The following is a 14,208-nucleotide window of genomic DNA, read 5'->3' on the forward strand; positions in this document are numbered from 1 at the left end:
TGTGCCGCATTCGCCAGGCGCGCGAACACAAGAAGGCTTCAGTGGCGCAGCCAGTTCGGCACTTTGAACCGCACGATGGCCAGATAGGCCATAACATAGCTCACCACAAAAAGCCCGCAAAACGCCATGAGCAGGGGCGTGTTGTTCCAGAACAGCACTGCAGGCACCACCGTCAGGAGCGTAAAACCCCACAGATAGGGCGACGTACGGTTGTTGCGCATCAGCACCCGGCGGGACTCATCATCGTGAAACACCCCACGAACAATGCGGCGGTAGATGAGCTGGTGAAAATGCAGCGCATCGGCCACGCCCGGTGAAACGCCCCGCACCGCCTTGCGGTAAATGGAGAAAATCGTCTCCCACACCGGGTAGATCAGCAGGAGCATCGGGAACCAAGGCGATACGTCCGCATTGCGCTGCACCAGCGAGATGCTGGCCATGGCAATCACCACGCCCCACACATAGGCCCCCCCATCTCCGGCAAACAACATGCCTCGCGGGTAATTCCAGACCAGAAAGCCGCCGGTGGCTGCGGCGGTGGATACCAGCAGCGCAGCCAGCGCCCGGTCACCCACCTGCAGCGCCACGTGCGCCAAAGCGAGGCACACGATCAAGGCAACCATTCCCGCCAGCCCGTTGTAGCCGTCGATGATATTGAAGGCATGGGGCAGGCCTGCGACTGCAAGCACGACTATGGCGATGCCAAGCCAGGGGGCAGCAACCAGGACAGCATCAAGCCACGGCCAGCCCAGGCGTGGCAGATTGATACCCAAAAGCCATACCGCCAATGCGCCAGATGCCCCGGTCAAAGTGAGGCGGTAACGCACTGAAAGGCGCTGGGTAAGGTCTTCCGCAATGCCACCGATCACTGCCGGAAGCACGACCACCAGCCAGCCCGCCACCCAAAAGTCGAGCCGGAGAGAGCCTGGGTCGCCCCAATAGACGGACTGCAGTACGCCCAACGCCCACCCTACGGACGTACCCATCACCAACGCTGCGCCGCCCAATCGAGGAACATGTCCGAGGTGAAAGCGCTGGGGCATCGAATCGCTGTAAACCGCCGCATGCTCCCGCCCCCATCTCACAATGAGCCCCGCAGCCAGCGCCGCTACCAAAAAACCGACCACAGACAACCAAATCATGGAGCGCCGATGGTACCTTTGTCAGCTGACGCCGAGGTTAGAAACTGTAGCGCGCGGGCATAGACTGGCGAATGCCACAAACGCCAAAGACTCTGGACGTGCCAGCCCAGATGCTTCAGGCTACGCGAACTGGCACGCTGCCCGGCGTGAATGACTTGAACCGGCGCCTTGGCCAAATGCAGCCCACGTAACCGCAACCTCAGGCAAAGGTCCACATCTTCGCAGTACATGAAATAGCGCTCATCGAACCCGCCCAAGGAGCGCCAAACGGCAGAAGGCAAAACCATGCAGGCAGCATTTACCCAATCCACCCGTATCTCCTGGCGGCCCATAAGCCTGCGGCGCAAAAGCGCGACGGGAGAGGGAACTTCGCGCTCACTGCCCTGTACCCGCCCCTCTGGATCGATCTGAACAGGATACGCACAACCGATGTTCGGCGCACAGCACGCTGAAACCAGCACTTGGAAGGGATCCTCGTGGCCTACCAGCATCACGTCGGGGTTGAGAACGCACACAAACGGCTCAGTGACTGTGGCCAAAGCCCGATTGTGATTGGCGCCGAACCCGAGGGGTGCCTCATTGACTACACGCAACAATTCAAATGGCCAGCCTCCTGCCGGAGGAACGGGCTCCGGCTCTGGCAGGTTCTGCGTCAGCACCACGCGGGATATGGAGGCTGCCGAAACCCGGGCCAACTGCAGCAACAGAGCATGGACCATGTCGCCGTGTCCGTGACTGACCACAGAGACCACCAAACCAGGCTGAAACAAAGGCTGAATGACTGACATCGACCGGTATTGTCCCCTGCGCAGCGTGCGAAGTCGCCGTATCTGGCCCGTCATAATCGCCGGATGACGAATTCTATTGACGATCTGCACGTGTATTTGCGCTCCATCGCAGACGGGGAGCGCACTTCGCTGTCGGTCCTGGCCGGCCTGATCAGGCGCGGCGCCTGCGTGCTGGATCTGGGGTGTGGCAGCGGAGCTCTTGGGCAATATCTCAAGGAAACCCGCGATTGCACGACGGATGGCGTCACCCTCAGTCAAGCAGAGGCTGCGCATGCCCAACCCCACTATCGACAGGTGGAGGTGGCCGACCTGGAGACAGCCGACTTGCTCAGCATGTTCGGTACCAAGCAATATGACTACATCGTTTGCGCCGATGTTCTGGAACACCTCAAGCGGCCAGAGTCTGTTTTGCAGATGTGCCGCGAACTCCTAACACCAGAAGGCCGATTACTCATATCGGTGCCCAATGCCGCTTACAGCGGGCTTCTGGCTGAATTACTGGAAGGGGAGTTCCGCTACCGAGAGGAAGGCCTGCTCGATCGCACCCACCTGCGATTCTTCACGCGCCGCTCGCTAGTGAGGTTTCTGTCCGAACAGCGCTGGGATCTGGACGCTGTCGATACCATCACCAGGCAATTGCCCGACTCGGAATTTCAGGTGGCCTTTGATCGCCTGCCACCCAATGTCGCCCGCTACCTGCTCGGCATTCCCGATGCCCTGACCTACCAGTTCATAGGCGTTGCACGGCCTGTGACCTATGTGCCGATCGCCGAACACGCTCCCACTGACCTTGATGCTGCAAACGCACTCTTCACCGCACAGCTGTATATAGGGCGACATGATGGCTATGCGGAAAGTGACAAGCTCAGCGCCACTGGCGTCATTGGCTCCGAGCATCAAACCGTAAGCTTTCAAATACCCGCGGTTGGCGAGGCCATCACACGGCTCAGACTCGACCCAGCAGACCGAGCTGGTTTTTTGCACTTGTACGGCATCACCCTGCGCAACGAGCAAGGCGATGCGCTTTGGCAGTGGTCGGCAGACACCTCCAGCCGCACCTTGCTGGCGTCCACCCCCCACAGCCAAATTGCCTGGCAAGCCCCTATGCCACCAGCGTCCGGCGCAAGCTTGCTACTTCTCACCGGCACTGACCCCTGGCTGGAGCTGCCCATCCCCGCCGAGGCTTTTGCGTCTGCCAGCCTCTCGGGCGCGCGGCTGGACGTTGAACTGGGCTGGCCCATGTCTGCCGACTATCTGGCGCTGTCCAGTACGGTAAAACCGCTGGGAGACCGCATCGACCTACTGGAGAGCCGTGCCCGTGATGCACAGAGCCGGATAGAGCAACAGCAGAACCAACTACAGGCGGTGAGTGGCAGAGCCAGCCTTCTAGAAGAAAGCAATAAGGCACTTGCACAGCAACGCGCCATGTGGCAGCAGGAAGCTACTCGCCTGAACAAGGACTACCAAGCACTGGCCGACCACCTCAAGACCATAGAAAACTCCACCGTGTTCAGAGCCACCCGCCCCCTGGTCCACGCCAAGATGCACATTGATCGATTGCTGGGCCGCGTCCCGGCACCCGTGCAACCCGCAGAGCCTGCACCCGTGCCACTGGCGCCAAGCACTCATCCTGTAGACGTTATCGTGCCCGTATACCGAGGACTGGCCGATACACAACTGTGTATTGATTCAGCCCTGGCAAGCCAATGCGAAACGCCTTGGCGCCTGATCGTCATCAACGACGCCAGCCCGGAACCAGAAGTCACCGAATGGCTGCGGGAACGTGCACAGCAAGACAGCCGCATCACGCTGCTGGAAAACCCGGAAAATCTGGGCTTTGTAGGAACGGTGAACCGAGGCATGTCGCTGAGCGACAGCCACGATGTGTTGCTACTCAACAGCGATACTGAGGTCGCCAATGATTGGCTCGACCGTATTCGCCGCGCAGCCTACGGTGACCAGAAGGTAGGCTCGGTTACGCCGTTTTCCAACAACGCCACGATCTGCAGCTACCCTCGTTTTTGCAAGGACAACGCCTTGCCGCCGGACTACGACACGGCACGGCTGGACGCACTGTGTGCGCAAACCAATCCGGGCGCTGTGGTGGACGTTCCCACCGGTGTAGGGTTTTGTATGTACATCCGCCGCGACTGCCTGCAGCAGGTGGGACTGTTTGACACAGAGAACTTCGGCAAGGGTTACGGCGAAGAAAACGACTTCTGCCAACGTGCGGCAAAGGCGGGCTGGCGCAATCTCCATCTGCTAGACACCTTTGTGCTGCACACCGGTGGCGTGAGCTTTGGCGACAGCAAAAGCCCGCGCGAGCGGGCCGCCATGGAAACCCTGCGACGCCTGCACCCCCGCTACGAGCGCGAGGTCATGGCATTTGTGCAGGCAGATCCGGCGCAACCCTATCGCCTCGCGCTGGATATGGCACGCATACAGCGGGCTCAACGCCCCGTCGTGCTGGCTGTGCTGCACGACAGGGCGGGCGGCACCCTTCGCCATGTGCGCGAACTCGCGCAACATTTGAGTGACCAAGCGACCTTCCTCACACTCACGCCCGCACCAGACCAGCGCGTACGCCTGGAACTGGCTGGCAAGGATGAAGGCTTTGAACTCTTGTTCCGGCTCTCCGACCAGTTCGCAGACCTCGTTCAGGTGCTCAGTATCTTGGGTGTGCGGCATATCCACTACCACCATATCCTTGGCCATGATCCGCTGGTTCTGGACCTGCCAGCACAGTTGGGGGTGGACTATGACTTCACCGCGCACGACTACTACAGCTATTGCGCTCACATCTCCCTGACGGGCAGCGACAACCGATTTGCTGGGGAACCCGCCCCCGGGCAGTGCGCTTGTTGCTCCCCGCATGACCCCGCCCCCATGGGCAACGGCACGGTGGCGGACTGGCGACACCGCAACCGTCACTTTTTGACTAGCGCTCGCCTGGTTATCGCCCCCAGCGCAGACACTGCACGGCGCATCGCTGCATTTGCCCCCAGTGCGCGTGTGCGGGCCATTCCCCACACGGACATGGCCACGCCTGACAGCAAGGGAACGCCACTGCCGCAGGCCAAAAATTTGCCCCCGGACGCACCACTCAAAGTGGTGGTCCTCGGCGCACTCAGTGCCATCAAGGGTGCTGACGTGCTTGAAGCGGCGGCCCAGGAAGCCGCCAGAACAGGTGCGCCTGTGGAGTTCCATCTGCTCGGCTATGGCTACCGCCACCTGCAAACCCAGCCACGCGCACGGCTTACCGTACATGGCGCCTACCAGGACGAGGACTTGCCGGGACTGCTGGCTTGGCTGCAACCCGACATAGTCTGGTTCCCCGCCCTCTGGCCTGAGACCTACAGCTATACGCTCAGCGCCGCTTTGCAGGCAGGCTTGCCGGTGGCCGTTCCGGACATCGGCGCATTTGCAGAACGCATTGTTGGCAGGCCTTGGAGCTGGGTATGTCCGTGGGACCAGGAAGGAAAGCAATGGGTCCGCTTTTTCACAGCTTTGCGTGCCGAGCATTTCGTGCCTGGCTTGCCGCCAGCACCCACGTTCGCCCAACCTGTGCCTGATAGCAGCGCGCCCTGGACATACCAGCACGACTATTTGATGGGCATGTCGGCCAAAGCAGACGCGCAGCCACCATTGGCTGCCGCGTTGCTAGCCCAATACCTGGCACCCAAGGGCGCGTCAGCACGTTCTGAGGCACTGAACGCACTCGCTTACCTGCGTTCGCTCCCTCTGCTGCGCACTGCAGCCCGCCGTATTCCTGCGCACTGGCAGCGTCGAATCAAGAATTGGCTGCAAAAGTAAATTACTTCAATCACCACCATGAACAGTATTTCCGACCCCAACCTTCCGCTCATCGAAGCCGCCCGCACGCTGATAGAGCAAGGCCAACTTGCTCAGGCTGCCGACGCGCTCAATCAAGCACGAGCCCAATTCCCCAACGACCCACGCGTATACATGATGGCAGGGGTCATGTCAGAAAAAGCTGGCAACGTGGCCGGAGCGTTTCAACTTATGCAAACCGGGCTGTCGCTCGCCCCCAGCTGGGCTCCCGGCATTATTGTGCTGGCGCAGTTGCAGGCGAGACAGGGTCAGTATGAAGAAGCGAGCGAGAACGCCGCCACAGCGCTTCAACTTGACAGCGAGAGCCGCGTCGTGCTGGATGGTGCAATTGACGTCGCACAACTCACTGGTGACTTCGCCCTCGCCGTGCGCCGTATCCGGCAAGGCCTGGCCCGGCAACCCTCCGATGCCAAGTTGCGAATGATGCTCGCCTCCGCCCTGGGTCAGATGGAGCAGTATGACGAGGCCCTTGCTCTCTGGGACGGGCTCATTGCAGACTCACCCGAGGATCGCGCAGCGCTCGAAGGGCGCATGCACATGCTCTTGATTGCAGGGCGTCTGGAAGAAGCTGCTCTCGCAACAGCCCATCTGCGAGCGCTCGACCCCACCAATCCCGTCTACGCCTACTACGAAGAGCGCGCACAAGGACAAACTCCAGCACACCAGCCCACCGAACTCAACCGGCAACTTTTCGACAACGCTGCACATTTTTTCGACGCTCAGCTGGTCCAAGGCTTGAACTACAGGTTGCCACAGCAGATTGCCAAGAAAATCATCGCTTTTTATCCGGACAGAAAGCTCAACCTGCTCGACTTAGGCTGCGGAACAGGACTGCTGGGGGCCCAACTGGGCAGGCTACAAGGTCGCCTGGCGGGCGTGGATTTATCCCCAAAAATGCTTGATCAGGCACGCCGCTACAACCTGTACGACACATTGACCGTCGCTGACCTGCACGACGCACTCAGCGAGGCTGAAGCTACGTCCTACGATGTAGTCGTTGCACTGGATGTCTGCGTGTATGTGGGCGACTTGAGTAAAGTCATTCCCGCGGTGTGGCGCACCCTGGTGCCAGGTGGAAGACTGTTCTTCTCATGCGAAAGTGGGCCAGAGGATGGACCTGACCTCGTCCTGAATAGGTCTACTGAACGGTACGTCCACAAGCGCAGCCATGTCGAGAGCCTGTGCCGGGATGCCGGATTTGTGGTGGAAGTCGAAAACACCGTACTGCGTACCCAAAAGGGCCAGCCCGCACATGGCTTTGTAGTCATGGCACGCAAGCCCTCGTGAACGACTTGTCTTCCTAAGCACCCTTGCGCAACAGCAAAAAAATCTCATTGTTGCGCAGCACTGATTCACTGTATTGCACAAGTAATTGCTGCGGTGGCAGCAGGTCTACGCTGCGTCGCTCCTGTTGCTCCACCACGAAACCAGCTTGACGCACAAGATCCACCAGTTCATCCGCCGTCAAACGGTTGAGCTGTTGGTACTCCTTGAACACGAAGCGTTTGTAGCCGTCTACGCCAAAGTCAGCAAACCCAAAGTCGACTTCCTCCGCGTTGATCGGCCCTTCGTGGGCTTCTATGGTGGACCACAGCACCTCTTCGGGCACCAGCAAATGGTGCCACGGCACTTCGTCATAGCGGCGCAGGTGCGAGCCATAGGGTGAATGGAACAACGGTTCGATCTGCAAGAAAAACACCCCCCCCGGGCGTAAACAGGCGTGCAGATCCTGCAAGATCGGCAGCAACTGGTCGCGCTGCACATGTTCGAAAGTAGACCAGCTCATAATGCCATCGATACCCGAATGGCGATCCGACAGGCGCGCGCCCGGCGCGATGGTCTCAAACGTCAGCGCAGCCGGGATACGGCGCATGCCCAGTTGCTCGCTGGCAATGCGCGGCAGTTTGGTGTATTCCCTGCGAATATCGATGCCATGAATGGCAGTAGCGCCGTGACGCAGCACCAGAGACAAATCGGTAATGCCATCGCCGCAGCCAAAATTTAGCAGTCTTGCAGTGCGCATATCAAGCGCGCTGCCCATCCACTGGTGGACCACGTTGGCGGCGTAGTCGAAATGCGCCCGAAACCACTCGTCACTGATGCGCTCTGCATCCCATGGAGCCATACCCCACAGCCGCTCCTGCAACTTTAACCACCAACTATTGTTCATTGCTTCTCCAGGGATAGCACTGTGATCCATCGCTTCCTACGTTCCCGCAGCAGCACCATGTTGCAAGCAGTCTGGGCTGCTTGGCCACACTGCCAACGCTCCACCCAAGTGCTCCTTTCACGGTTTGCGCAGCACGTAAGCGTCCTGGTGGTTCCAGAAATGAACTGGTGCCTTGTGCACCAGCCTGTCGGCCCCCACTGTTTCGGCAATGCGCGCAAGGACAAACGCCTCTGAGGTAAAAGTGGTGCCGTATTCCTGCTCGTCGATGGCAGTGGACTCGCTGGAAGCCGCAAAAAAATAGCCATCCTCGTCCAGCGTCACATGATCAAAGTCGGCCGCTTTGATACCGTGGGTGCTGAACACCAGCAGCCCGCCAGGGGCAACCGCTTCGTACAACACCTTGAGCCAACGCGACCACGTCGCGCTTGGCAAATGGCTGAAGAGAGACAACACAAATACCAGGTCATAGCGGGCAGGCCATTGCACACTCTCAGGCACGCTGGTCGACAAGAAGCCATCAACACCGAACGTGCTACGAGAAAACTCCACCGCATTCGGCACTACATCCGACACCACGACCCGCGAAGAACCCAGCGCCTTGACCAAGTGCCGGGTGAACCGGCCATGGCCGCTGGCGAATTCCAACACACGGGGCGTCCTCAATAGTGGCTGGTCCACCGCCTCCAGCAGCAGCATCAGCTCCGACAAAGTTCTCCAGCCGTCCGCGAGGTAGTCGCGCAGTGGGTTACGGCTTGAGTGGTGACTTCGAAAGAAGCCGAAAATGTCGTCTTGCTCAGAGATGGTGCAGTTCAGCCCCATGACGTTGTTGAAGGACCCGATCAGGTCATTCGCCTCTATGAGTGCGTGGGCGGCCAGCACCACATCGCGTTCATCGCGCGCACGCACCAGCACTTGCGCTGCAGCCTCCCTGTCGCCCCGTGCCAGCAGCTCACGCCCCTCTCGTAGCAGTTGTTGGCCAAGGGTGGATGTCGATGTTGGAAGAACTGTCATGGTGTTGGAATGCGCGAGAAACCACAGATTATCGGGGAGCAGCTGGAAGATGCCGACTCGTGAGCGCAGGACAGGTGCGCGCTGCAAGCGCGACATCCTGCGCCTTGGTGCTTTGACAGCCCCGCTGTACGCAAATGAGTCAGCCGAGGATCTGCGGGAGAGTCTGCGGGCGTTAACCCCAGCGGTGGGGCAGCCGCACCAAACCAGGCAGCGGCTTGGGGAAAATGAAGCGGAAGTGCAAAAACTGAAACCACTGGTCATACACTGCCAGCCCCGTTTCGTCGAACAAAAAAGCACTGATCACATAGTCGCCGCTGTGTAGAGGGAGATCCGGGAAGGTCAGGACGGATTGCCAGGTGCCGTCGTCAAGTTGGACAGGCACTGCTCCATCTTCGTGCGTAGCAAGTGATGTGATGCCCACGCCCTTTGACTGCTCGATCATGAACCCGATATTCGGGCGCTCCATCCCCCGCCCTCGGGCACGGATGGTCACCACCAGATCATGGCCTTGGAGCACCGGCGGCTGGTCGCCCACCGCATCATTGAGGTGCGCCACATCCACCGACAGAATGCAGGCACTGCCGCCATCACTTGCCGCCTTTGGGGCGGCGAAATGCCGCGACTGGTCAGCCATTGAACCATCTGGAGGATGCCCTGCACCAGCACCTTCGGTCACAGCTGGCACGGGCCCACCAGGAGCGTCGCCCTCGGCCGCGGCTTCACGCGCTCGCGTGTGTACGTCGTACGCGGCAAGCACCGCCTCTGTATTGCCGAACTGCTCCACCCGCCCCCCCTTGAGCCAGAGTGCCCGGTCGCACAGATGGCGAATGTGGTAGGGGCTGTGTGAACAGAACAGGATGGTGCAGCCGCTGTTACGAAACGCCGTGATGCGCTCGACACACTTTTTCTGAAAATTCTGATCCCCTACGGCCAGCGCTTCGTCGATGATCAAAACGTCGGGCTGCACCGCAGTCACCAGGGCAAACGCCAAGCGCACGGTCATGCCCGACGAATAGGTTTTTACCGGCCGGTCCAGCGCCTCACCCAGTTCGCAGAAATCGATGATTTCAGGCTCCAGGCGCGCCATCTCATCATGATTGATACCGATCAGGCTGCCCGCGAAGTAAAGATTGTCGCGGCCGCTGAAGTCGGGGTGAAAGCCAGCGCCCAGCTCCAGAATGGCAGTCACCCTGCCTACGCGATCAATACGCCCATGGCTGGGCTGCAAAGTACCCGCCAACAGTTTGAGCAAAGTGCTTTTGCCTGCACCGTTGTCACCGATCACACCAATACATTCGCCACGCCGCAATTCAAACGACACATCGCTCAGTGCCCAGTGGCTGCGGTGGGTGGCTTTGCCCGTCAACAGCGCACGCAGCCTGGCCCGGGGGGTGGGATAAAGCTTGTATTCTTTAGCTACGCCAGCCACTGACAGCACGGTGTCAGGCACCACGCTCGGCGTATTGGGGGAGTTTTTGGTGCTCACAACCAGTCCACCAATTGGTCACGGCTGCGGGCCACTAAGGCGTTCAGTACCACTGACAGTGCACACACCCACACAAGTGTTGCGCACCATACGCTCCACTGGGGCCACAGACCTTGCAGCAGCACTTGCTGATATCCCATGACCAGACCCGTCATCGGGTTGAGCCATAGCACCCAGCGCCAGGCTTGGGGAAAGAGCTGAATGGGAAACAGAATGGGTGACAGATAGATGCCCACGGAGAGCAGAAAGCCCACCAGCTGCGCAACGTCTCGCAGCGCCGCAGCCAGTATGGCCAGTGCGTAACCCAGCACCATGCACAACAGCATTTGCAGCAGCAGCAAAGGCAGCAGAGCCAGGATGGCTGGCTTCAGCCCATGCGCAGGAATGTAGGCCACCGCTACCAGCAGCAGCAACGGGCCATAAATAGAGAAGCTGGCCAACACTGAGCGTGACGTAAACAGAACAGGTGGCAGAGGGTTCTTGTGCAACAGGCTGCCAGCGTCGATCAAGCTGGTCATGCCGCGCTGTACGGCATCGCAAAACGCCATCCACGGCAAGGCGCCAACTACCAGATACGCGCCAACGGCCCTTGTAGGGGCCTGCTCGCCCAGGCGCATGCCAAACACCACATCAAACACTAGGTAGTACGCAGCCACAGTGAGCAGTGGCTGCAGATAGGGCCAGACAATGCCCAGTGCCGTACCGGAGTGGCGTGAAGCCACCTCCCGGCGCGTGAGCACCCACACCAATGTGCGCGCACGCCACAGCGCGCGCGCTTCGCTCCAGAGAATATTCATCAGAAGAAGGTTGCAGGCGGACAGCCGCCCACCGTGGCTCGTCTGGCCTTGGCTTCAGGCGATTAGGCCTTGGGCAATTGGCCGCCCGCTACCCATATTACTTGGCTGGCACCGGGATGCTAGCTCCTTTGGCGTAGCCTGCCGCAAAGTCTTCAATGGCCTTGGCATTGGGCTCCACACCGTCTTGCAGCTTTTGTGCTGCCTTCACGCGAGCATCTTGCGTGACGCTGGCGCGCACTTCCTTGAGCAACTCATCTTTCACCTCGTCGAAGGAGCGATTGCTTGGCGGCTTGCGGTCTTCCAACTGGATGATGTGGTATCCAAACTGGGTTTCCACCACACCACTGAGGTCGCCTTTTTTCTTGAGATCAAAGACAGCTTCATCAAAGGCGGGCACCATCCGGCCCTTTGGGAACAAACCCAGATCGCCGCCACGAGCTGCACTGCCCTTGTCGGTGGAGTGCTCTTCTGCCAGCTTGGCGAAATCCCCACCCTTCTTGATGTCCGCAAGCAATTTTTCGGCTTTGGCACGCGATTCCGGGGTGACCCCTCCAATGAGAATGTGCCGCGCTTGTACCTGCTCGCCCACCTGGAAGCGTTCAGGCTTCGCACGGTAAATGCTGCGAGCCATTTCAAGGGCGGCAGCATCGCTGGGTGCCGCCTGCTGATCAATGCGCGCCAGCATCATGTCAGACAGAACCTTGTCGCGCGCCAGTTGCAGCATGGCAACCACCTGCGGGTCCTTGTCCAGTCCTTCCTTCAAGGCCTGCTGGCCCAGGGCACGGCGCACATACATATTCATGGCCACTTGGCTCACGCTCTGCTTGTTGCCCAGCACCATAGGGCGCATTTCCGCGGGCATGCGCATCAGTGCATCTGCCTCCAGATCAACGCTGGTGATGGCAAATTTCCCGCCCTGAGTCAAGGGCACAGGGCCCGCTGCCTGGGCCATCGAACCACAGGCGAGCAAAGCAGCAGCCAAGGTAATACCGCGCAGCGGCGAGATGCAAGTTGTAGTCAGAAGCTTCATGGATAAAAAGGAGATATGAAATGAAAAAAAGGCGGGGAATCCCCCGCCTTTTTTGGATCGCGTTGCCGCGATTAAGTGCCCACGAATTACTTCGTGTAGCGGTGTGGCCAAGAGATACCGTAGGTACCCGACACGCCGACACCAGCTTGTGGGTTGGTCAGCTTGATGAAGGAGTTACCCAGCAGTGGCAGACCTTGAGCAGCGTTGGTCGTGTCGATCACGCCCCAGCCGTTCGTGTAGATGCCGGAAGTGATGGTGCTACGAGCAACCGAAGCGCCCAACACGGAGTTGCCCGTGTCAGAGAAGGCCAGCACGCTGACTTCGCCGCAGAATGAAACGGAGCTGGCGGTACCAGGCGAGAACACTGGACCTGCAGTAGCAGAGGTTTCTTCACGGTCGAAGAACTTTTGACCATCGGCGAACACGCAGATGTTGCCGTTGGTGTCCACAGTGGTGTTGCCACCAGCCTTGTAGGTACCGCCACCCGTAGCGTAAACAGCACCATTCACTGCAGGATAGAACCACTCACCAGCTTGCGTGGCGGAAGCGTTCAAGTCAGTGAACAGACGGTACTTAGCGTTGGACGACGTTGGGCCAGTAGCGCCGCTCGTGCCAGTCACAGCTGCGTAGTTGGCAGCCACGTTGTAACGACGTGCGGGCATGGAGAACACCCAGTCAGTCTTCGCGGTGATCGATGCGTCCAGAGCGTACTGGTTGGTCACCGACTTCACAGCCAGGGCCGTCAGCAGGTTCGTCGCTTGTGCCAGCGTATTAGCAGAGGTAGCCGCACCGAAGAAAGGCGTAGACATGTCAGGCGCGTCGTAGTTCAGCATCGGCAGCGCAGCTGCAGCGACAACAGCACCCGTTGCATCAAACACGTTCGCAGAACGGAACAACGGATCAGCCGTCACGCCGTTTGCACCGTCAGCGCTGCCCGTAACCAGGCTGTTGCCCAGCTGTGCAAAGTGACGGAAGTTGCCCACGCCATTCGCGCCACCAGCACCAACGGTGGCGGCGATAGCAGTTGCAGCACCCGAGAACACGGTGGTTTGGGGCACATTGATGATGTACCAGTCACCCATCAGACCGCCGGTGGGGCTGTCCAGGCCAGCAGCAGCCACTTGAGCTTCAGTGGTGTAGTCGGCGATAGCGGCAGCGTTCAGAGTCGAACGAGCAGTAGAGCCGGCAACAGAGCAAGGAGCCACGCCAGACACGTGCTTGGTAGCAGTGTACAGAGGGGAGCGGTTAGGACCAGCAGCATTCAGAGCACCGTTGGTGTCGAAAGACTTCAGAGCCGTGATGTCAGCCACGTTGAACACTTCCACGTAACCTTCGCGGGTCAGTGCAGTGCGCTGAGCTTCCGTCAGGTAGCCAGGCAGGCGGCTGGTGGAGTTGTTGAAGGACTGGGTGGTCAGTGCGGGCACCGTGCAGGTGTTGTCTGCGGTGGTGATTTGGGCCAGGCCATTGGCGTCAGCCGTCACAGCAGCCGTCCACACGTCGCCAGGCGACAGGAAAACCTGGAAGTCCAGCAGGTCGTCGGAGTTGGAAGCGGAGCGGAAACGCACCTTGGCGACCTTACCGTTGGTTTGGTCGGTGTTGGTGATGTGCAGCACGGTCATGTTGCCGTTTTGCGCATTGAAGTAAGGCACCACCAGAGCGTGGCCCACACCACCAGCCGTCACTGCCAGAGCAGTTGCCGTTGGCTTGGCAATGATCTTGCCGGCGTAGGTAGCAGCAGTTTGGGCTGCATCGGTACCGACGACGACGTCAGCCGACGCAGCACCCGCGAAGCCCAGGCCACCAATCATGGCAGCAATGCTCAGGGCCATCACATTTTTTTTCATACAAGAACTCCAGTTAAAAAGTTGGTAAGCGCAACTACCACGATTGATTACGCTAGAGAATCGTAGCACAGCGCTCTTGGGAACTACA

General features: G+C 59.6%; 10 protein-coding genes. 2 read left to right on the top strand and 8 right to left on the bottom strand.

The features are described from left to right. Positions 1-38 precede the first annotated feature (38 nt). Together ACTJKQ_RS00765 and ACTJKQ_RS00770 are read right to left on the bottom strand one after the other, a co-directional pair. A complete protein-coding gene (locus tag ACTJKQ_RS00765; protein ID WP_056059425.1) occupies positions 39-1,142 on the bottom strand; it encodes a glycosyltransferase family 4 protein in 1,104 nt (367 codons plus the stop codon). Beyond that, a complete protein-coding gene (locus ACTJKQ_RS00770) occupies positions 1,139-2,020 on the bottom strand; it encodes a glycosyl transferase (protein ID WP_436078375.1) in 882 nt (293 codons plus the stop codon). Before ACTJKQ_RS00770 ends, ACTJKQ_RS00765 begins: the two co-directional genes overlap by 4 nt. On the opposite strand from ACTJKQ_RS00770, the gene ACTJKQ_RS00775 reads away from it, so the two are divergent. Together ACTJKQ_RS00775 and ACTJKQ_RS00780 are read left to right on the top strand one after the other, a co-directional pair. Further along, the gene (locus ACTJKQ_RS00775) at positions 1,994-5,743 is read left to right on the top strand and encodes a methyltransferase domain-containing protein (RefSeq protein WP_440595703.1); all 3,750 of its coding nucleotides are present in this window, start codon (positions 1,994-1,996) and stop codon (positions 5,741-5,743) included. The two genes, ACTJKQ_RS00770 and ACTJKQ_RS00775, sit on opposite strands and share 27 nt — an antisense overlap. Before the next feature lie 18 nt (positions 5,744-5,761). Continuing rightward, on the top strand, positions 5,762-7,069 hold the full coding sequence (locus tag ACTJKQ_RS00780; protein WP_440595704.1) for a methyltransferase: 1,308 nt from the start codon (positions 5,762-5,764) through the stop codon (positions 7,067-7,069). Positions 7,070-7,082: 13 nt separating this feature from the next. On the opposite strand, the gene ACTJKQ_RS00785 is transcribed toward ACTJKQ_RS00780, so the two are convergent. The 6 genes from ACTJKQ_RS00785 to ACTJKQ_RS00810 all read right to left on the bottom strand — a co-directional run bounded on the left by ACTJKQ_RS00785 (position 7,083) and on the right by ACTJKQ_RS00810 (position 14,120). Then, a complete protein-coding gene (locus ACTJKQ_RS00785; protein ID WP_288851653.1) occupies positions 7,083-7,952 on the bottom strand; it encodes a class I SAM-dependent methyltransferase in 870 nt (289 codons plus the stop codon). Between the two features lie 117 nt (positions 7,953-8,069). Beyond that, positions 8,070-9,059 (bottom strand): class I SAM-dependent methyltransferase, encoded by a 990-nt coding sequence (locus tag ACTJKQ_RS00790; protein ID WP_395458070.1) that lies wholly within the window; start codon positions 9,057-9,059, stop codon positions 8,070-8,072. Positions 9,060-9,135: 76 nt separating this feature from the next. Then, on the bottom strand, positions 9,136-10,449 hold the full coding sequence (locus tag ACTJKQ_RS00795) for an ABC transporter ATP-binding protein (RefSeq protein WP_440595705.1): 1,314 nt from the start codon (positions 10,447-10,449) through the stop codon (positions 9,136-9,138). Then, entirely contained in the window at positions 10,446-11,246 is an 801-nt protein-coding gene (locus ACTJKQ_RS00800; protein ID WP_056059437.1) for an ABC transporter permease, read from the bottom strand. Before ACTJKQ_RS00800 ends, ACTJKQ_RS00795 begins: the two co-directional genes overlap by 4 nt. A 97-nt stretch (positions 11,247-11,343) precedes the next feature. After that, a complete protein-coding gene (locus ACTJKQ_RS00805) occupies positions 11,344-12,276 on the bottom strand; it encodes a peptidylprolyl isomerase (protein ID WP_056059439.1) in 933 nt (310 codons plus the stop codon). Positions 12,277-12,362: 86 nt separating this feature from the next. Beyond that, complete coding sequence (locus tag ACTJKQ_RS00810; RefSeq protein ID WP_288851657.1) at positions 12,363-14,120, bottom strand: cell surface protein; 1,758 nt, start codon at positions 14,118-14,120, stop codon at positions 12,363-12,365. Positions 14,121-14,208 lie beyond the last annotated feature (88 nt).

Source organism: Acidovorax sp. 22279, from assembly GCF_052045435.1.
Taxonomy (GTDB): domain Bacteria; phylum Pseudomonadota; class Gammaproteobacteria; order Burkholderiales; family Burkholderiaceae_C; genus Acidovorax; species Acidovorax delafieldii.